Source organism: Scytonema sp. NUACC21 (assembly GCF_054684315.1).
In genome coordinates, this window is the sequence record NZ_BAAFZH010000062.1 from 14,970 (window position 1) to 33,819 (window position 18,850).

At 42.2% G+C, this 18,850-nt stretch carries 14 protein-coding genes, 1 pseudogene and 1 CRISPR repeat array; of the genes and pseudogenes, 6 read left to right on the top strand and 9 right to left on the bottom strand.

Going from position 1 to position 18,850, the window contains the following annotated elements:
• Positions 1 to 184: 184 nt before the first annotated feature.
• The gene (locus tag ACYRY3_RS10020) at positions 185 to 3,220 is read right to left on the bottom strand and encodes a DUF1574 family protein (RefSeq protein ID WP_460201531.1); all 3,036 of its coding nucleotides are present in this window, start codon (positions 3,218 to 3,220) and stop codon (positions 185 to 187) included.
• Between the two features lie 218 nt (positions 3,221 to 3,438).
• Between ACYRY3_RS10020 and ACYRY3_RS10025 the strand changes: the two genes are divergently transcribed.
• The 3 genes from ACYRY3_RS10025 (at position 3,439) to ACYRY3_RS10035 (ending at position 7,159) form a co-directional block, all read left to right on the top strand.
• The gene (locus ACYRY3_RS10025) at positions 3,439 to 3,675 is read left to right on the top strand and encodes a hypothetical protein (protein WP_460201532.1); all 237 of its coding nucleotides are present in this window, start codon (positions 3,439 to 3,441) and stop codon (positions 3,673 to 3,675) included.
• 105 nt (positions 3,676 to 3,780) lie between these two features.
• Complete coding sequence (gene ppc / locus ACYRY3_RS10030; RefSeq protein WP_460201533.1) at positions 3,781 to 6,825, top strand: phosphoenolpyruvate carboxylase; 3,045 nt, start codon at positions 3,781 to 3,783, stop codon at positions 6,823 to 6,825.
• A gap of 79 nt (positions 6,826 to 6,904) precedes the next feature.
• The gene (locus ACYRY3_RS10035) at positions 6,905 to 7,159 is read left to right on the top strand and encodes a hypothetical protein (protein ID WP_460201534.1); all 255 of its coding nucleotides are present in this window, start codon (positions 6,905 to 6,907) and stop codon (positions 7,157 to 7,159) included.
• Between the two features lie 71 nt (positions 7,160 to 7,230).
• Here the strand turns inward: ACYRY3_RS10035 and ACYRY3_RS10040 are convergent, their stop codons facing one another.
• The 3 genes and pseudogenes from ACYRY3_RS10040 to ACYRY3_RS10050 all read right to left on the bottom strand — a co-directional run bounded on the left by ACYRY3_RS10040 (position 7,231) and on the right by ACYRY3_RS10050 (position 8,837).
• A complete protein-coding gene (locus ACYRY3_RS10040) occupies positions 7,231 to 7,614 on the bottom strand; it encodes a hypothetical protein (RefSeq protein ID WP_460201584.1) in 384 nt (127 codons plus the stop codon).
• A 21-nt stretch (positions 7,615 to 7,635) separates the two neighbouring features.
• Positions 7,636 to 8,076, bottom strand: a pseudogene (locus tag ACYRY3_RS10045) (methyltransferase domain-containing protein); the annotation flags it as partial.
• 473 nt (positions 8,077 to 8,549) lie between these two features.
• A complete protein-coding gene (locus ACYRY3_RS10050; RefSeq protein WP_460201535.1) occupies positions 8,550 to 8,837 on the bottom strand; it encodes a Mo-dependent nitrogenase C-terminal domain-containing protein in 288 nt (95 codons plus the stop codon).
• Positions 8,838 to 9,755: 918 nt separating this feature from the next.
• Between ACYRY3_RS10050 and ACYRY3_RS10055 the strand changes: the two genes are divergently transcribed.
• Together ACYRY3_RS10055 and ACYRY3_RS10060 are read left to right on the top strand one after the other, a co-directional pair.
• Complete coding sequence (locus tag ACYRY3_RS10055) at positions 9,756 to 10,805, top strand: CobW family GTP-binding protein (RefSeq protein WP_460201536.1); 1,050 nt, start codon at positions 9,756 to 9,758, stop codon at positions 10,803 to 10,805.
• A 55-nt stretch (positions 10,806 to 10,860) separates the two neighbouring features.
• Complete coding sequence (locus ACYRY3_RS10060; protein ID WP_460201537.1) at positions 10,861 to 12,102, top strand: FAD/NAD(P)-binding protein; 1,242 nt, start codon at positions 10,861 to 10,863, stop codon at positions 12,100 to 12,102.
• Here ACYRY3_RS10060 and ACYRY3_RS10065 read toward each other — a convergent pair.
• Positions 12,089 to 12,940, bottom strand: a complete 852-nt coding sequence (locus tag ACYRY3_RS10065; RefSeq protein ID WP_460201538.1) for a metal ABC transporter permease — start codon at positions 12,938 to 12,940, stop codon at positions 12,089 to 12,091. The two genes, ACYRY3_RS10060 and ACYRY3_RS10065, sit on opposite strands and share 14 nt — an antisense overlap.
• Before the next feature lie 32 nt (positions 12,941 to 12,972).
• On the bottom strand, positions 12,973 to 13,707 hold the full coding sequence (locus ACYRY3_RS10070; RefSeq protein WP_460201539.1) for a metal ABC transporter ATP-binding protein: 735 nt from the start codon (positions 13,705 to 13,707) through the stop codon (positions 12,973 to 12,975).
• 61 nt (positions 13,708 to 13,768) lie between these two features.
• On the opposite strand from ACYRY3_RS10070, the gene ACYRY3_RS10075 reads away from it, so the two are divergent.
• Positions 13,769 to 14,806 carry a metal ABC transporter solute-binding protein, Zn/Mn family gene (locus ACYRY3_RS10075; RefSeq protein ID WP_460201540.1) on the top strand — a complete coding sequence of 346 codons (1,038 nt, stop codon included), beginning with the start codon at positions 13,769 to 13,771 and terminating at the stop codon, positions 14,804 to 14,806.
• A gap of 134 nt (positions 14,807 to 14,940) precedes the next feature.
• On the opposite strand, the gene ACYRY3_RS10080 is transcribed toward ACYRY3_RS10075, so the two are convergent.
• From ACYRY3_RS10080 to ACYRY3_RS10090, 3 genes are all read right to left on the bottom strand, one after another.
• Positions 14,941 to 15,171 carry an Hpt domain-containing protein gene (locus ACYRY3_RS10080; protein ID WP_460201585.1) on the bottom strand — a complete coding sequence of 77 codons (231 nt, stop codon included), beginning with the start codon at positions 15,169 to 15,171 and terminating at the stop codon, positions 14,941 to 14,943.
• 257 nt (positions 15,172 to 15,428) lie between these two features.
• Entirely contained in the window at positions 15,429 to 15,767 is a 339-nt protein-coding gene (locus tag ACYRY3_RS10085) for a DUF5615 family PIN-like protein (RefSeq protein ID WP_460201541.1), read from the bottom strand.
• Between the two features lie 3 nt (positions 15,768 to 15,770).
• Complete coding sequence (locus ACYRY3_RS10090) at positions 15,771 to 16,097, bottom strand: DUF433 domain-containing protein (RefSeq protein WP_460201542.1); 327 nt, start codon at positions 16,095 to 16,097, stop codon at positions 15,771 to 15,773.
• A gap of 64 nt (positions 16,098 to 16,161) precedes the next feature.
• A CRISPR array of direct repeats spans positions 16,162 to 18,696; the repeat unit is 37 nt; unit sequence GTTTCAATTCCGCAAGCAGAAATCATTAATGTGAAAC.
• The last annotated feature ends 154 nt before the right edge of the window (positions 18,697 to 18,850 follow it).

An 18,850-nucleotide genomic window follows, 5' to 3' on the forward strand; every position in this document is an offset into this window, starting at 1 on the left:
TATCTGAAGCAAACTGCAAGTACGAGTAAGGTAGCACTACATCTTGTTGGTCAGCAAAATCACCAACTACTACTAACTGATATAAAATTCATTTTTAGTTATTTGTCATTGGTCATTGGTCATTGGTCATTAGTCATTAATTATTCATCTCTTTAGCCTTGATACTTCAGCCTTTTTGTACTAGCTACTTTGTTGGCCAAGGAATCATTGGGTCAATGGCTAACTTTTTGGAGACTTCGTAAGCGCCGTAACGGTTAAGATGGCTGGGGTCGGAAAAGTAGTCATTGGCTTTGGGCCAAAGTTGACTTAAATCGCGGTAGACGAAGTTTGGGTGTCCGGAGAGATTGAACATATACTGCTGAAACTCCTTTTCATATTTCAAGCGTATGGGGTCGAGATAGTCAGCAGTTAGAGGCATATTGACAAAGACTAGGGAAATGTTGTGAGATTCAGTGAATTCAAGCACTGACCGCAAAGCAGCATCTTGTTCGCCTCCGAGGAGGAAAAATTTGTAGTCGTTGTCGTAATTACCAGGGACTTTTGAGTGTTTGCTGTAGTACTGAGAGGGTTGAAAGCGGATAGACAAAGGTAAAAATCCATCAAAATCAACAGCTTGCTGTAGAATACTTTCTAAATCTGCCCTGTCAGATTTCGTATTTACTGTTTGAGAGCTCTCTTTCAATCCGGGCAAAGATCTCAGTTGTTGATTTAATAGCTTTTTGAACTTGTCGCGTTGTTTGTAGCTAGCTGATAGGTTAGCAACTCTTTGATTTAGCCACTCATCTAGCATTTGGTAGCTATTGCTACCATTCTGGTTGGCTGTGCTTGTTGTTTCGTTTTGGGTTTGCTTTGCCGTACCGTCAATTTCGCTTGCAGTATCTTTGGTTGCTCGCGCTTTTTCTAAGGCATACTTGAACCCAGGAGATGCAGCGATAGTTTTAAAAGTCACATCCTCTCGACCGGTGTTAAACGCACGGGAACCATCAGCCCAGATAATCAGCCTTGGCAGTTCCTTTGGCTCAATAACTTGACGAATGATAAACTCAACGACTTGTGCTGTCGCACCATTAATACCAAAGTTGAACACGTCAACATCTGAGTAACCTTGACGAGCCAATGATTTGGAAAGAGCTTCAGGATCTATTCCCCTAAGAGCGCGGGAGGAGCCAATAATCAATACATCAGGCGGGCTACCCCTTTTGAGCAGGCGCTGTTTGTATAGTGCAAATTGCTCATCCAATTGGCGAGCATTAAAACTTGGCATTTGCGATCGCGCTGCTAAGACAATAGCAGATGAATTTGCTTTTGGCTTGAGTGGTTCAGCTGGCAAATTGTCTGGGTCGTCATTTGGTTGAGTGAATCCAGAGGAATTAAAACCGTCATTTCTACGGTTAGAGGGTTTGCCCTTCGAGGTGTTTGTAAAAAAGATTGCGCTTTCACCCTGGTCGCTGCCATCGTTTGTAGAGGTCAAAGATGCTTTCATTTGCGAGTCAGAGGAGACACTAGCAATGGTGGTTGTTAGTGTATTGCGAGCAATAATTCTACTCAGTAGCCAATCCGACTGTAATGTGAGAATTAAGCCCAGCGCTGCCCAAACCATAGCTACTCGAAGCCCCTGAGAATCAGGTGCTTGTTCCTGTAACTGGTCTTTTTCCGCAAATAACTGCGTTGCCAAGAGAAACTTCCTAACAGATGTTGTCCAATCCCGTGCTACTTCCGCAACAAAAGTTTGAACTTCCTCGCTGGTTAAATCGGGACGCAGGATTGGTTCTTGAGTTGTAGTGGGTAAAAGTTCGCGAATGTATGCAGAAGTCGCAGCAAATTCTGGAGTTGCTTCCGGGACTAACCGCTCTCGTTCCTCAAAATCAACGCCATAATTCCAAAATGGTTCTTTATTTCCAGCCCGACGACCGTAGACCCTTACCCCTGTAACAGTCTTGATTTTTAGCTGGCGCACAAACTGAGTGACTTTAACAGCGACCTGTTTGCGTGTGGGACAAATGGGTGCATCACACATGATGTGTAATAAATCCCCTTTGCGAAGCAGAAGCACGCGAAGACCACCTGTTTTAAGACGGGATTCTAGATTGGGATTGAGCAGACGCTCAAGTAAAAATACGATCGCTGGTTCATCACCAACAGTTGCCAACTCTAAAGCAGACGCTGCAAGGTTTGAATGCTCGGTTGCGGGTAAAGCAAACCAATCAATCCAAGCTGGTTTGCTATCCTTAGCCGTTTGCCGCCCGTATAAAGTAGCAGCGACAATGCCTTGAGGGGCAATTGTTTCCAGAAGGGGTTTAATTTTTTCCAAGCACTGAGCTTTATCTGGTGCCTCAGCGGTGCCTAATGGATCGGAAGCAGGAGTGCAGAATAAATGGAGCGTAGTCTCTTTCAAAGTTGCTCCCACAGCCACGTTTAACTCTGACAAAGCGTCATTAAGTAACATGGATATTGCCTGTACGTCTCCCCAACGCGCCCATTCCCGAAGCATCACCTTCGATGGTGTTAGATCCACCCGCAACAGCCAATCTAAGGCGGTTTCACCAGTGACTCGCGAGGCAATCACAGCATCTTGGTAACCAGAAAGTTTGAGGTGTCGTAACTTTTGAGCGACTGGTTCTGCGATTAAGGATGGATCGGGACTGTAACTCGATTCACAGAATACCCACAGGCGGCTTTCATGCTTCTGATGATTTCCTGTTGGCTTCTGCTTGATAACCTTAACCTCTACAGCCACGCCAAAAGCACTCATTGTTTCACTGAGATAGCGAGCAATTGCTTCTGGATGCCCTTGGCGAGCCAAACTCTCGTTAGAGACAATTAACGCTCCACCTGCCCCAACTGCTGGTTGTGCTTTGCTAGATGATTTTTCAGCGTCTGCCAAAAGGGATTGGCGCACCTGTTCTAGATGCCGATCCAATTGATTGAGATGTACCCTGTGGCACCATTCGGGCTTCTTTTCCCCTTTTCTGCGTCCGTAGACGAGTACTTGGTAGATTGCAGGTTGTTCTGAACTTGTGAGCACGTCCAAATCTGTTTGTTGTAGTGCTTTGAGCAAGTCAGATAACGTCTGCCACCGTTGAGGGCATTCTGGACCTTCACAAAGAATGTGTAGGTCGTTTCCCCGCAAGTGGATTTTTACCCCGAAAGTGCTAATCCCTGTTGCTTGGCTTACCCACTGCAATAAGGATTGCTGGCTAACTGGTGATAGTTTTTTCATGGGAAGTTGACTTTACAGGAATATTGGTTTTGGGGAATGTTGCTTTGGCTTGTACACTAGAACCATAGAATTATCACATTATGTAGTTTTTTTTAACACTTTTGTTACCTTCACATTTTGGAAAATCGGTAAAGATAGTCTTGTACCGCTCTCCAACTAAAGTTATATTGATTTTTTTGTTTCTTTCCTCTTATTCTTGAACTTATTAGGAATTATCCATGTCACCTAACACTTCCAAGCCTCCCTCCGATAGTGGATTAAATTTGCCTCTCTTTACCATCCCTCAGTATGCCCTATTACAAGTTGGTACAGCGTCTATACTACTGCTGGTACTAGCTTCAAAAGCCACCGTAGAAACCCTGTATGCGATCGGAGAAGCAAGTGAAGAATTGTTTCGAGGCGATCGCCTGCCCATTCTCGACTTTCCAAACCAAAACGAACTAAACCAACGTTAAAAAGTATACTTTTAAAGTGGGCTAATTCTGTGGCAATTTCCATGACTATAAATCGCAAATTATATAAATATTAGAAATATTATTTTGCTTAACCAAAACAACGGTATGAGTTCCCTTTTATACACTTCTGCTCAGGATGTGAATATCTACCCCGCCTCCGAAGTCTTTTTACGGCATCGCCTGCAAATTGTAGAAGAACTGTGGGAGTCGGTTCTCCGACAAGAGTGCGGTCAAAACATGGTGGACTTATTACGGCAATTACGGGACTTGTGTTCGCCAGAGGGTCAAGCAACAGATGACGAAACCTCCACTGTCACTAAGTTGATAGAACAACTCAATATTAACGAAGCAATTCGTGCCTCTCGTGCCTTTGCTTTGTACTTTCAGTTAATCAACATCATAGAACAGGACTACGAACAACGTCAGCAGTTAAGCCGTTATGAGGTAGAAACAGAAACCAAAGCTCAAGAAACTCTGCCAAATTTTATTTATTCATCGAACCAAGAAGAAGCAGAAGCACCCCTGAACAGTGGATTGGGCGCAGATCTTCTGGCAAAAAGTTGGCAGGCAACCTCGAGTGGAAAACAAAAGGGCACTTTTACAAGTCTTTTTCCCCATTTATTTCGGCTCAATGTACCGCCACAGCAAATTCAACGTTTAATCTCACAATTAGATGTGAAGCTGGTGTTCACGGCTCACCCAACAGAAATTGTGCGTCATACAATTCGCGATAAACAGAGACGTGTCGTACAACTTCTGCAACAGCTAGATGCAGTGGAAAAACGCTCTAGTAATGGTGGAGGCTATCCTTGGGAAGCAGAGGAATTGCAATCGCAATTGCTAGAGGAAATTCGCCTTTGGTGGCGCACTGACGAACTGCACCAGTTTAAACCCTCGGTGCTAGATGAAGTAGACTATGCCTTGCATTACTTCCAAGAAGTTATATTTGATGCAATTCCACACCTTTACAAACGCTTCAAATACTCTTTGGCTAACACTTTCCCCTGGTTGGAACCACCAAAAATAAACTTTTGCCGATTTGGTTCTTGGGTAGGTGGAGACCGGGACGGCAACCCTTCAGTAACACCAGACATTACTTGGCAGACAGCTTGCTATCAAAGAAATATTGTTCTGGAAAGGTATATCAAATCGGTCAAGCAACTGATTAATTTGCTCAGTTTATCGCTGCACTGGAGCGATGTCCTACCAGATTTGCTGGAATCTTTAGAACTAGAACAGTCGCAATTGAGTGAAGTGTACGATAAGCTAGCTCTGCGCTATCGGCAAGAACCCTATCGGCTCAAATTGTCTTACGTGCAAAAGCGTTTGGAAAATACACGCGAACGCAATTTAGCCCTATATAAAGGGGAAAAATTAACCAACGACAACACCCCCGTTTATCGCTCGGGAGAGGAATTTTTAGCAGAACTGCGGTTGATTGAACGGAACTTAACAGAAACAGGTTTAAGCTGTAAAGAATTGGAAAATCTTATCTGTCAGGTGGAAATTTTTGGTTTTAATTTAACACAGCTAGATATCCGCCAAGAATCATCCCGTCATTCAGATGCTTTAAATGAAATTCTCGACTACCTGAAGGTTCTTAAAGTCCCTTACAACGAGTTATCAGAGGTAGAAAGAGTTGCTTGGCTGACAGCAGAACTTTCCACCCGTCGCCCCTTAATTCCAGCAGAATTGCCATTTTCAGAAAAAACGAATGATGTCATTCAAACTTTACGGGTGGTGCGATCGCTTCAACAAGAGTTTGGTCAAGATGTTTGCCAAACATACATCATAAGTATGTCTCGTGAAGTGAGTGACATACTGGAAGTTTTGCTATTTGCCAAAGAAGCCGGACTCTATGACCCCGGTACTGCCATCGGTACTATCCAAGTTGTTCCCCTGTTTGAAACAGTGGAAGATTTGCGCCATTCGATTGGCATTATGCGGCAACTCTTTGCATTACCCCTGTACCGTGCTTTATTAGCAGGGGGCTTTGCTGCAAGTACGGAGGAACGGGAGAAATTCCCCCACTCTCCACTCACTCCCAACTTGCAAGAGGTCATGCTGGGGTATTCTGACAGCAACAAAGACTCTGGTTTTTTAAGCAGCAACTGGGAAATCCATCAAGCTCAAAAAGCTCTACAGAAAGTTGCAGAAGAGTATGGCGTGGCTTTGCGAATTTTCCACGGACGAGGTGGTTCCGTGGGACGTGGCGGGGGTCCGGCATATGAAGCTATCCTGGCTCAGCCCGGTCACAGTATTAATGGAAGAATCAAAATTACAGAGCAGGGTGAGGTTTTAGCTTCTAAGTATTCCTTGCGGGACTTGGCTCTGTATAATTTGGAAACAATTACCACTGCTGTTATTCAAGCAAGTCTCCTGCGGACTGGGTTCGATGATATTCAACCCTGGAATGAAATCATGGAAGAACTCGCAGCGCGATCTCGTTCTCACTATCGTGCCCTCATTTACGAGCAACCTGATTTTATTGACTTCTTCCACCAGGTAACCCCTATAGAGGAAATTAGCCAGCTACAAATTAGTTCCCGCCCCGCCCGCCGCCCTTCTGGTAAAAAAGACTTAAGCAGTTTGCGAGCAATTCCTTGGGTATTTAGCTGGACGCAAACCCGATTTTTGCTACCTTCTTGGTACGGAATGGGCACGGCAATGCAAGAATTTTTAAATGAGGAACCAGAAGAACATCTGAAACTGCTGCGGTATTTTTACATTAAGTGGCCCTTCTTTAAGATGGTCATTTCTAAAGCGGAAATGACTTTAGCGAAGGTGGACTTGCAAATGGCGCGGCACTACGTACAGGAACTGTCGCAGCCGGAAGACAAAGAACGCTTGGAAAAGGTGTTTGAGCAAATCGCCAGTGAGTACTACTTAACACGAGACTTGGTTTTGAAAATCACAGGTCACGAACGTCTTCTGGATGGTGACCCGACATTGCAGCGATCGGTACAGTTACGCAATGGTACAATTGTACCCTTAGGATTTCTACAGGTTGCTCTCCTTAAACGCCTGCGTCAAGCCCGTACTAACGTGACTTCCGGGGTCATTCACTCTCGTTATAGTAAGGGTGAGTTGCTGCGAGGCGCATTGTTAACTATTAACGGTATTGCCGCTGGTATGAGAAATACTGGTTGAACCGTTATAGGTGTCATTTGTCATTCGTCCTTGGTCATTTGTTATTTTTTAAGGACAAATGACAAATGACAAATAACAAATGACTAAAAAACGAATTTTAATCTGTACTTTCCTAGCCCTGTTATCGGGTTTCTTCGGGGGTTATGTAGGGGGACAAATTACCCTAAGTATTCACACTCAGAAGTGCCAAAGCAGATCTTGGGGATGGCAAAAGGTGTGTAACGTTTTGGTGACTCCGGGAGCAATGTGGCAAGGAAGTACGACTGGGTTGTGGACGGGAACTATTTTAGGGGCTTTTGTCGGTGGTTTGGTAACAAGGCAATTTAGAGAGTAGTTATTGGATAGTGGATAGTGGTTATTCTACTAACTACTAACTACCAACCACCAACCATTATCCATTTACTGTTATTCTGTTGGCGTAGCACGTGTTTGTGGATAACTCAGGGTTTTCCAGGAGTTCGTACTTGTGTCAAAACAGCGCCAAGTTTCCTCAGATGAATCTCGGTAGCAGAACAAAGAGCGATCGCCAGCGTTAAAATTATCAGTTAAGTAGTATACAATTCCTCTAAAAGGATAGGTTTTGCGACTCAGCCGCTTGGCGACTGCTTGGTTGGGACACTCTACAACAAACACTGGTTGTCCATTCAAGTGACCTAAGGAGAAGATACACATCCGCAAAATAGCTCGCAGCCAACTTTCTGAGTTATCAAAATAATCATCAATGATTTTGTTGGTGAGGGCTTTTTCCAAGGCACGGTCTTTTTTATGAGGAGTGTGAGGGTCTGACATAGCGCAACCTATTGCTTTACCGATATTGAAGAGACAATTTTGTGCGACTATATCGACGGAATCGTCGGGCACGGGTAGGTGAAAGGCGTCACCTGCACGAATTTCTACAAAGCTGGTGTCAAACCAAGGGTTTTCTTTTGCAGCAATTTCCAAGTTACGTGTGGCGGCTTCCCGCATCTGGGCAACTGGTTCAACGGCGATAACTGCACCGGGACGACGGGAAAAGTAGGCAAATTGCAAAGCTTCCAAACCACCGCCAACTCCAACATACAATACAGTCGGTTGATTCCCAAGTTCTGTTAGATGAACGGTTGTCCCACAGCCATAATTCATTTCCTGCATTTGAAGGGGAATATGCAGCCCCGGTAGTTGCAGGGGTGTACTCTGTACGCAACAAAGCCCTATTTGGGGTGTTTCTGCAACTTCGCTGTAGAATTGCGCCGCTGTTTCGAGGTAACTCATTACATTCCTAAAGGTATCCACCGTTTTCAAGTGTAGCGATAACTTCGGTAATGCAGGCAAGGAATATAAAAATGGCTGTAACTCTGACAAATGACTGCCCTAACTAAGTAAGCGGACAGAAATAAATAGAACTGTGTTATAAAATTAATGAATCCGACATCCTTACCAATGACAAAGGACTAAGGAAGACCCTCATGAGTTAACTTTATTTGCGTCATCCTACTTAGTTAACTATATTTTCTCAATTAAATCTATGTTGATGTTCACAATGGCGCTGTACCAATGTCTTCAGATATATTATCTGAACTAATTTAGCCCTTTTTCTCTACAAAATTACCTGGAAACAGTCTGGCACTTGCCATTGTGAAATGTATTGTTGAAGCTCATAGTGGCAAGCTGTTGATTAAATCAAATCCTGTGGTAAGCGTGCAATTATCTGTGGTTGCAGTGCAATCTCGCTATCAGACTCATAATTAGCAATAGACTGAGATATCTTCACCGCATTCATCGGCAAGATAGCACAAAGCACGAAAACGCAGACAAACTACTTCCTCATAGACAGGATTGAGCTTGCACATTGGAGGAATGTGAAGTAGCTTGCGACCAAACAATGTAATATCACGCTCAAAAGGACATTGAGCGGGGATCAGCTTGCACAAGAAATGAGCTAATTTAGCGTTATGAATTTCTACCGAATCCAGCCACTGGCGAACAGGAGAAAGAATGTCTTGTTTTGCTTGGATGTGAGAGAAGCTAGTCATAATTGCTCACCTTATCATTTAGAATTTCAAGTTAGTGTTTGTGAGTTGGGTTTATACCCTTCCCTATTACTTATATAGATTTGGTTCTCTTGTTTTATGCAGTATTGTTCCACTCTTTTTTCTGGAACACTTTTTACTACAAACGTGGGTTACAGTATTCCGGATAACTCTCCAGATATTTGTGCTATGTGAAAGTCTTCTGTACGGGAAGGTGCAAGCAGTCGGTTACTTCAGTAATCTAGGGTTGTTCGGGCTCAATGTTCCCGATCCAATCTCTCCACTGTCTATTTACTTATGACATAACACCAGCAGCCTGCCTTAAGAACCGTCTACCTTACGTTAGCCCCTGTGTTATTTCCAACATCTTAATATTAACTTTACAAATCAGTAGAGGTCAGTAAGGGGTGATTGTGGAAAACCGCCCCTATTCAGTAAGGTTTCGCGTATATAAAGCACCCCTTCGTCTATTCAAGTTTCTTTGATACTTGACAACGATTCTTATTGTTGGCTAGCATGGTTGTTGGTTTAGTCCAGTCTAGCTAAAGCAAGAAAAATGGCGAAAACGAGAGATATACCTTTAGAAAGACAACTATATGCTTATAAAAAGTGTATTAAGTGCTTAAAAGCTGTTTTCACAACTTTAGCGATCGCTGCTTCAGTGACATAAGCGGCGTTGGACTGTGATTTTAACAACTGAGAGTGTCGGTACGCCATCCCAGAGAACCCGGTTTTTTGCCTAAGACCTGGGTTAAATTAAGCCGACTCAAAGAAAACGGGTTTTTTTGCCCGATGTTGAATACTGAACCTGCTTTCTAGTTCAGTAGGTAGCTGGAAATAACAACATCTGCTTTCAGGAAGATAAAAATGGCTGAACCCGTGACAAATGACACTGGACAAATGACACTGGACAAATGACTTATGGCACAATTAATGACATCGGCTAATAACCCTATTTCTGCTATCCCTAAAAGAGGAATGCCTGTTACCATCATCACGGGATTTTTAGGCAGTGGAAAAACTACACTACTGAATCAAATACTTCAGAACAAACAAGACTTGAAAGTTGCCGTACTTGTTAATGAGTTTGGCGATATCAACATTGACAGTCAATTGCTAGTGTCTGTGAATCAAGATATGGTTGAACTGAGCAATGGTTGTATTTGCTGTACGATAAATGATGGATTGGTTGATGCAGTTTATCGAATATTAGAAAGAGAAGACCGAATTGATTACCTTGTCATTGAAACGACAGGTGTTGCCGATCCTTTACCGATTATCTTAACTTTTCTTGGTACAGACTTAAGAGACTTAACCAACCTGGATTCTATTCTCACTATGGTGGATGCTGAGGCATTTAACCGAGAACATTTCCAAAGTGAAGCAGCTTTAAAGCAAATTACCTATGGAGATATTATCCTCCTAAATAAAATCGACCTCGTTACCCCACAAAAACTGCAGGAACTAGAAGCTTATATCCACGAGGTAAAAGCAGGTGCCAAAATTCTCCACACTACATTTGGTCAGGTGCCATTTCCATTAATTTTAGGGGTAGGTTTGACTCCACAAGAAGAATATATATCGTCTGTAGAGGAAGATAGCCACGAACATCATCATCACGACCACGAACACCATCACCACGAACACGAGCATCATCATCACCACGAGTACCATTCCCATCATTTAGACAATGATGGATTTGTTTCTATTTCTTTCCAAAGTGACAGACCTTTTGATGCCTATAAATTTGAAGAATTTCTGACAGAACAAATGCCACAAGAAGTATTTCGAGCTAAGGGTATTCTTTGGTTTAGTGACAGCGATCTACGCCATATTTTTCAACTGAGCGGTCTTCGTTATAACTTAAAAGCTGATGAATGGCGCACTCCACCTAAAAATCAGTTGGTGTTTATTGGCAGAAAGTTAAATGTAAGTACCATTCATTCTCTACTTAACAAGTGTTTGGTTTGACCAAAAATTGTTACACAAGGGCATACACACCTGTCATGATTATTATCCGACTCTGATGGAAGATACACCACCATCTTTACCTAAAAAAATTGACTTAGCAATTATCGGTGCTGGTCCTCACGCCTTGACATTAGTTACTCACTTGCTACAAAAACGGCAAACTATGCGAGGTAGATTTTTGGTCTTTGACAAAAGTGGCAAGTGGATGAACCACTGGCAACACCAATTTGCTGCTTTAGAAATTCCCCACCTACGATCGCCTGCTGTTCATCATCCCGACCCCAATCCTTTTGCATTAAGAAAATTTGCTGAATCTCGTCCGAATGAACTGTTCCCCCCTTATGACTTACCTGGAACACGGTTATTTGAGGATTTTTGTCAGGATGTTATTCGCCGTTTTTCCTTACAGCAAGAATTGATTCCCCTTGATGTAACACGTATTCAACCGTTACCTCATCCGATGCGTCCTCGCCTGTGCCTGTGGTTGCAGGACGGACAATCAATTATTGCGCGGCGGGTAGTACTGGCAACGGGAAGCAGCAAAGTGCAAAAGCCTGACTGGGTAAACCAGATTGGGTCAACATATCCCCAAGATAGGCTTTGCCACTCACAATCTGTGGATTTGCGGAAGTTGAACTTAATGGGTGAAAGAGTATTAATTGTGGGTAGCGGGTTAACAAGTGGGCATTTAGCAATAGGTGCTATTTCTCGTGGTGCAAAAGTTCACTTGGCAATCAAACGACAGTTACAAGAAAAATTGTTTGATGCCGAACCCGGTTGGTTGGAACCAAAGTATTTGAAGGGATTTTTTGCCCAACAAGATTATGAACAGCGCTTTGGCATGATTAAGCAAGCACGTAACGGTGGTTCCATGACCCCAGCAATGGGAATGCAACTGCGAAGAGAAGTACGCAAAGGTCGTCTCAGGATTGATGAAAACTGCCAAGTAGTTCTAGCTGAGTGGTTGGGTGAGAATTGGCGTGTCCAATGCAGTGATGGGAGTCAGCATGAGTACAGTAGAATTTGGCTTTCCACTGGCACTCAATTTGATGTTACATCTGAGGCGCTACTACAAGAGGTTTTAGAAGCTTATCCAATCAATATCGTGAATGGCTTGCCAGTTCTAGATGAATATTTGCGCTGGTGGGGTTGTGAATTATTCTTGATGGGTGGTTTAGCAGCTTTACAAGTAGGGCCAACAGCTCGAAATTTATCTGGTGCAAGAATGGCAAGCGAAAAAATTGTTCCGGCTATTATCAAGTCGAGTATTGCCCTTTCAAATCCTATAAGTGCTTGAGCTTATTTGATAGTATTCGAGTTAAAATCCCTTCGGAAGGGCTTAACAGCAGGGCTAAGATAAACAAGCCAGATATAACTAATACAATTGCTGCTCCTGATGGCACATTTAGATAGTAGCTAATATACATTCCATTGACACTGCCAATTACACCGATGACTGCCCCCCATATCATCATTTGGTGTAATTCTTTCACTAATAAATAAGCTGTAATGGCAGGACCAATTAACAATGAAACAACCAACACTACCCCTACAGCGTGCATACTAGCTATGATGGTGAGGGTGATGGCAGAAATCAAGCCAAAATAAATGAGATTGACGGGTAATCCTATAGCTTGAGCGGCTAAAGGGTCGAAGGTGTAAAACAATAACTCTTTATAGAAGAGCTTGACACACAACAAAATAACCACAGTGATGACTAAAGTGCGCCAGACATCAGAGATGGTAACTCCTAAAATATCGCCAAATAGAAAATGATGTAAATCAAGTTTGCTTTTTAACAGGGTAATTAGCATAATTCCTAATGCTAAAAATCCCGAAAAAACCAGCGCCATTGCTACATCTACTTTCACCCGCGACTGGGATTGAATCCAAGCAATGACCCAGGTACTGAGGGTTCCCGAAATAAAGGCACCCAGAAAAATATCGACACTAAAAAAGAAAGCGATAGCCAATCCTGGTAGAACTGCATGAGCAATAACATCTCCTAGCAAACCCATTCGTTGTACAATCAAATAACTGCCCATTACCGCACACAAAATACCCAGTAAAAAGGCAGTGAAGATCGCATTCCGCATAAACTCAAACTCAAGCGGTTCCAAAAGAAAATGCAACATAAATACAATCCTCCATCACTTACCTTTACTCATTATTCTCCACTGCCATCACGTTGCAGTAAAAAGATGTTATCTCCATAGGCTTTTTGAATATTGGTGACATTAATGACTTCTGACCTAGAACCTTCAGCAATAATTGTTTTATTAATTAATAAAAATCTGTCATACTTTCGGGAAGCTTCTCCCAAATCGTGACCGATAACCAACAAGGTTTTTCCCTCATACTTCAGTTCGTTAAAAATTTCAAAAATGATTGCTTCCGTCTTCTGGTCTACTCCAACAAATGGCTCATCAAAAAAGAATAACTCAGCTTGCTGCGCTAAAGAACGCGCTAAAAATACCCGTTGTTGCTGTCCTCCCGATAACTCTCCAATCTGACGCTTTCGCAATTCCCACATTCCAACTCGCTCTAGAGCAGATTTGACTATTTCTTCCGATTGTCGGGAGTGTGCGCGAAACCAGCCCGTATGACGAGTACGGGCCATCATCACTACATTCCAAACAGTAATAGGATAATCCCAATCAATTTGGCTCCTTTGAGGGACATAGGCGATTTGTGACAGATATTTTTTAAGAGAACCATTACGAAACTTAATTACCCCACTTTTGCGAGGAATCAAACCCAGAATTGCCTTAACCATCGTGCTTTTTCCCGCACCATTCGGACCAATCACGCCGACGATTTGCCCCGGTTCCAACCGGAAACTCACATCAGCAACCGCAGCAATACCTCTATAGTTGACAGCCAGATCGCGAACTTCTAACATCAATATTTATCCTTTTTTACAACGATTATCATAGCTAAAAACTGGAGCATTAGTAAGAAAAATGTTACACACAACACACGCAAAAATAACCACAGCATTCTTCCTGGCTCTAAGCTTACTTGGATGTAACGCTATACAGCAAACCAGCGAACAATCAGTCACAGATAATACTTCCCCATCTGCAACACCAGCCAGCAATCAAACAGCTAGTAGCGCTCGTCCCTTAGTAGTGGCTACAACAAGTGTCATATGTGACATAACAAAACAAATTGCTAACGAAACAATAGACCTTAATTGTTTGGTTGACGCAGGTAAAGACCCCCACGTTTATCAGCCAACATCGGAAGACCGCAAAGCGATTGAGAAAGCAAAACTTATTTTATACGCAGGTTATGATTTTGAGCCCAGCATCATCCAGTTAGTCAAAGCAACTAACAACAGTTCACCTAAAGTAGCGGTACACGAGCAAGCAGTACCTCAGCCAATTGTAGGAGAAGCACACGAGCACGGTCATGAAGAAGGAGAAAAACACGCTCATAGTGAAAACGTTCCCGATCCCCATGTATGGCACGATGCTCAAAATGGTATTCGCATGGTAGAGGTAGTGCGCCGCAACTTGGAAAAAATAGTACCAAGCAACGCATCAATCTACAGCAGCAATGCCAAAAAACTGACGGATGAACTGACACAAGTGGATGCTTGGATTAAATCTCAGGTCAGTACGATTCCAACATCTGGACGTAAGTTGGTGACAACCCACGATGCGCTCAACTACTATGTCAAAGCCTACAATCTTTCCTATGAAGGCGCTTTGAGTGGTTTGAGTACGGAAGAAGCACCGACAGCAACACGCGTTAGCGAACTGGTAAAAGATATCAAAAAAACGAATGTTCCCACAATCTTTGCGGAAACATCAGTTAATCCCAAGCTGATTGAAGCAGTGGCTAGGAATGCAAAGGTCAAGGTTTCAGACAGAGAACTGTTTGCTGATGGCTTGGGAGAACAGGGAACTGAAGCTGATACTTACCAAAAAATGCTCGTTGCCAATACGAAGACGATAGTTGAGGGCTTGGGGGGTAAGTACACACCTTTTCAATAGAAAGTTAAAGAACTTTATCAACTACTACATATTTATCTCGTTTTAATTAATCCTAGAAACGAGAGTTTTTTTGTTGTATAATCGTATTATTATATAATACATTATGAGTAATCTTCTAGCGGGAAGGGAGTAGTTTATTCCAGATTTTTTAAAAAAGCTTGAAGACGGAAAATAGACTCTTCTAACTGCGAAATTAATTGACTAGTGCCCCTAAAGTCTTGGAAACGAGCTAGTTGTTCTAACTGTTCTGCTATTTGGTGAATAGCTTTAGCTCCAACATTAGCACTACTACCTTTAAGATGGTGTGCTTCTTTAGCAAATAGCTGAAAGTCACTGGTTGCGATCGCTACTTTGGCAGCCTCTATATGAGACTGCGTATCTTCAACAAACTACAAGGAGAGAGACTTTGAATTTTGGGTTTGAAACGGCGAAGTTCCCCGTAGGGTGGGCACTGCCCACCAATACCTTACAGCACATTTCAGGTAAATTTTGTAACATTTTTACATTGTCTGCATTTTAAATCGTCTACATTCCCTAGTCTTTCTCGACCAACCGTGATTCTTTAAGCACTTCGATGTAAGTTCTGGGATTTACTTCAGGAAAAAGAGTATCAAAACTATCTTTAACTAGGACGTATCACACGAATTAATTTACCTGTTAATTGTTCCTCAGTAATTATCGCTTTATTAATCCGAGTTGCCATTCGAGACCTATTAGTATCGTTAGTACAAACAATAATACCTAGATGCTCAGGTGAGCTTCTATGTAGTCGGATAAAATCTTGGCGATTGAGGGTTATAACAACCCGATTATCATTAACTGCAAATCTTAGCACCTGTTCATCTGGAATACCCTGATTTGCATTGCCAGCTTCCTGTACTGTTAACACATCGTGTCCCATTGTCCGAAGCAGTTCACTCACTTCTCGTGGAAATTGCTCATCCGCATACAAACGCGCCATTAATCAAGCAACCTCATTAGCACGGATAGCCGCTTCAATTTCTTCTGGATGAGCATCTGCGTATATCCAAGCATTTACTATATCGGCAGCAGTGATGTGAGGATAGTCTTGCAAAAGCTGGGCTTCGCTGATGCCAAGCTGACGCGCTTCGACTAGTAACCAAACAGCAATACGGGTTCCCTCAATACAGGCTTCCCCACCACAGACACCAGGTGTTTTAGTGATACCTTTGGCATCACTGCTGACAGATTTAATTAGGTTTTGGATAATCTCTGCTTTTTCAGAGGGTGTTAGGGTGAGCAATTGGTTTTCAAGTTCCTGGCGAGTCATAGAGTTAACCAATTTGGGCTTGGCTTAATTGTAACGGCGATCGCAGCATGGCTTGAGTTGTTGCGTTTCAAATCCGCAAGCAGAAATCATTAATGTGAAACCTCTTCTGATTGAATCGAATCGGGCAGACCCAGACCCGTTTCAAATCCGCAAGCAGAAATCATTAATGTGAAACCGTCTTGGCTTCTCCTTCAAACTGCAACGGTGCTCAAGTTTCAATTCCGCAAGCAGAAATCATTAATGTGAAACGCGAATATAGCTGGCGTGCCAGTAATATTTGTTCGTTTCAATTCCGCAAGCAGAAATCATTAATGTGAAACTCCAGCTTTGAGGAGCTACTTCAGTTTCCCGCTGCGCTGTTTCAATTCCGCAAGCAGAAATCATTAATGTGAAACAAGTATTTATATTTGGTAGGATAGCATTATGAATTTGTTTCAATTCCGCAAGCAGAAATCATTAATGTGAAACTTTGATTACTTTAATTTTCTTCTGCTTCTTTGCCGTTTCAATTTTCAATTCCGCAAGCAGAAATCATTAATGTGAAACATAGTTGAGTCTGCTTTGGATTATTTTTTATTTTTGTTTCAATTCCGCAAGCAGAAATCATTAATGTGAAACCTCTCTAAAGAAGCTTTGTATTGAACCTCTCCTAAAAGTTTCAATTCCGCAAGCAGAAATCATTAATGTGAAACCTGGCAAGAATTCTTCGGTTGATACTTTGATAACCTGTTTCAATTCCGCAAGCAGAAATCATTAATGTGAAACTGAGCGAGTGCCGAAAACCGACTGATATCAATATCATCAAGTTTCAATTCCGCAAGCAGAAATCATTAATGTGAAACAAGCTTATCGATGATTGAGGTGATTCGGTGATGACATGTTTCAATTCCGCAAGCAGAAATCATTAATGTGAAACCAATAATTGCGGTACTTGAGGGCTCCTCCCAGGCGTTTCAATTCCGCAAGCAGAAATCATTAATGTGAAACACAATACTGGGTAAGGTATTTTCATCGCGTTCATCGTTTCAATTCCGCAAGCAGAAATCATTAATGTGAAACGCACGTCCTCTAAATTAGTTTTGGCTGTTTCAGGATCTTGTTTCAATTCCGCAAGCAGAAATCATTAATGTGAAACTAGCGGCATCCAAAGCGCTCCAAGGTGTGGCTATGTTTCAATTCCGCAAGCAGAAATCATTAATGTGAAACTTCGTATGCGCGGCAAAGCGGTGCGTCGCAACCTGTTTCAATTCCGCAAGCAGAAATCATTAATGTGAAACCAGCGAAACGGTAGTGTCCATGCCGACCAGTCTGAAGTTTCAATTCCGCAAGCAGAAATCATTAATGTGAAACATAACCGCAAGCGGCAAGATATTTGGGCAGGTCTTTACCCTGTTTCAATTCCGCAAGCAGAAATCATTAATGTGAAACGATGGAACCCCAAGACCCAGCATTACTTTCAGGGCTTGGTTTCAATTCCGCAAGCAGAAATCATTAATGTGAAACCAGCCCAGTATTCCTGGGATGGACGGATTTTTCGACCCGTTTCAATTCCGCAAGCAGAAATCATTAATGTGAAACGGCTAAAGATTTTAACTCTTGTTTGTTTGACATATGTTTCAATTCCGCAAGCAGAAATCATTAATGTGAAACAACGGAGTTTTAGATCCAAGGAGTTTTAATGAAATAGTTTCAATTCCGCAAGCAGAAATCATTAATGTGAAACCTATAATTGAAACGACTGGGTTGAGCGAGCCATGTTTCAATTCCGCAAGCAGAAATCATTAATGTGAAACTTCTTGCTCGTGCTGCGGCGTCATCCATTGCATCGTTTCAATTCCGCAAGCAGAAATCATTAATGTGAAACGACTTTTGACAAAAACAAAATTGGTAAGGTTGAAGTGTTTCAATTCCGCAAGCAGAAATCATTAATGTGAAACGCTAAAAGCAGAAACCCTTAAAGATAGGAATTATATTGTTTCAATTCCGCAAGCAGAAATCATTAATGTGAAACTGACATGATATCTGCTACTTTATAAAACCTTGTTTGTTTCAATTCCGCAAGCAGAAATCATTAATGTGAAACCTTTATCTCGCTGCCTGACGCAACTGAGGAGAACGGTTTCAATTCCGCAAGCAGAAATCATTAATGTGAAACGGAATGGTGCGCCCTTTTTCCCAATTCCTTACTGTGGATTGTTTCAATTCCGCAAGCAGAAATCATTAATGTGAAACTTCAGAAGTATTCTCATTATTAGTACTCACTGTACATGTTTCAATTCCGCAAGCAGAAATCATTAATGTGAAACTTGAACGATTCAAACCTTGAAATTCTAAAACGTATGGTTTCAATTCCGCAAGCAGAAATCATTAATGTGAAACAAGGAGTACGTACAAAGACGGAGTTAGAAGAACTCTGTTTCAATTCCGCAAGCAGAAATCATTAATGTGAAACCCAAACTTTATAATGGCAACCCGACGAACCCACAGTTAGTTTCAATTCCGCAAGCAGAAATCATTAATGTGAAACATTCAATATTATCTATAAATAACTTCTCCATTAAAGTTTCAATTCCGCAAGCAGAAATCATTAATGTGAAACCCCGAAGTTTGAGACCCTTCACAATCCTGGTTTCTACAACCATTTTTGGCGGGGGAGGTAGAAAACCTCGTTTCAGCCACTGATGAAACTGTCACTTGATTTACAGTCACAAGTTAAATGCCTTTAATGGTAAGGTTTACAGACTTTTGGCGGG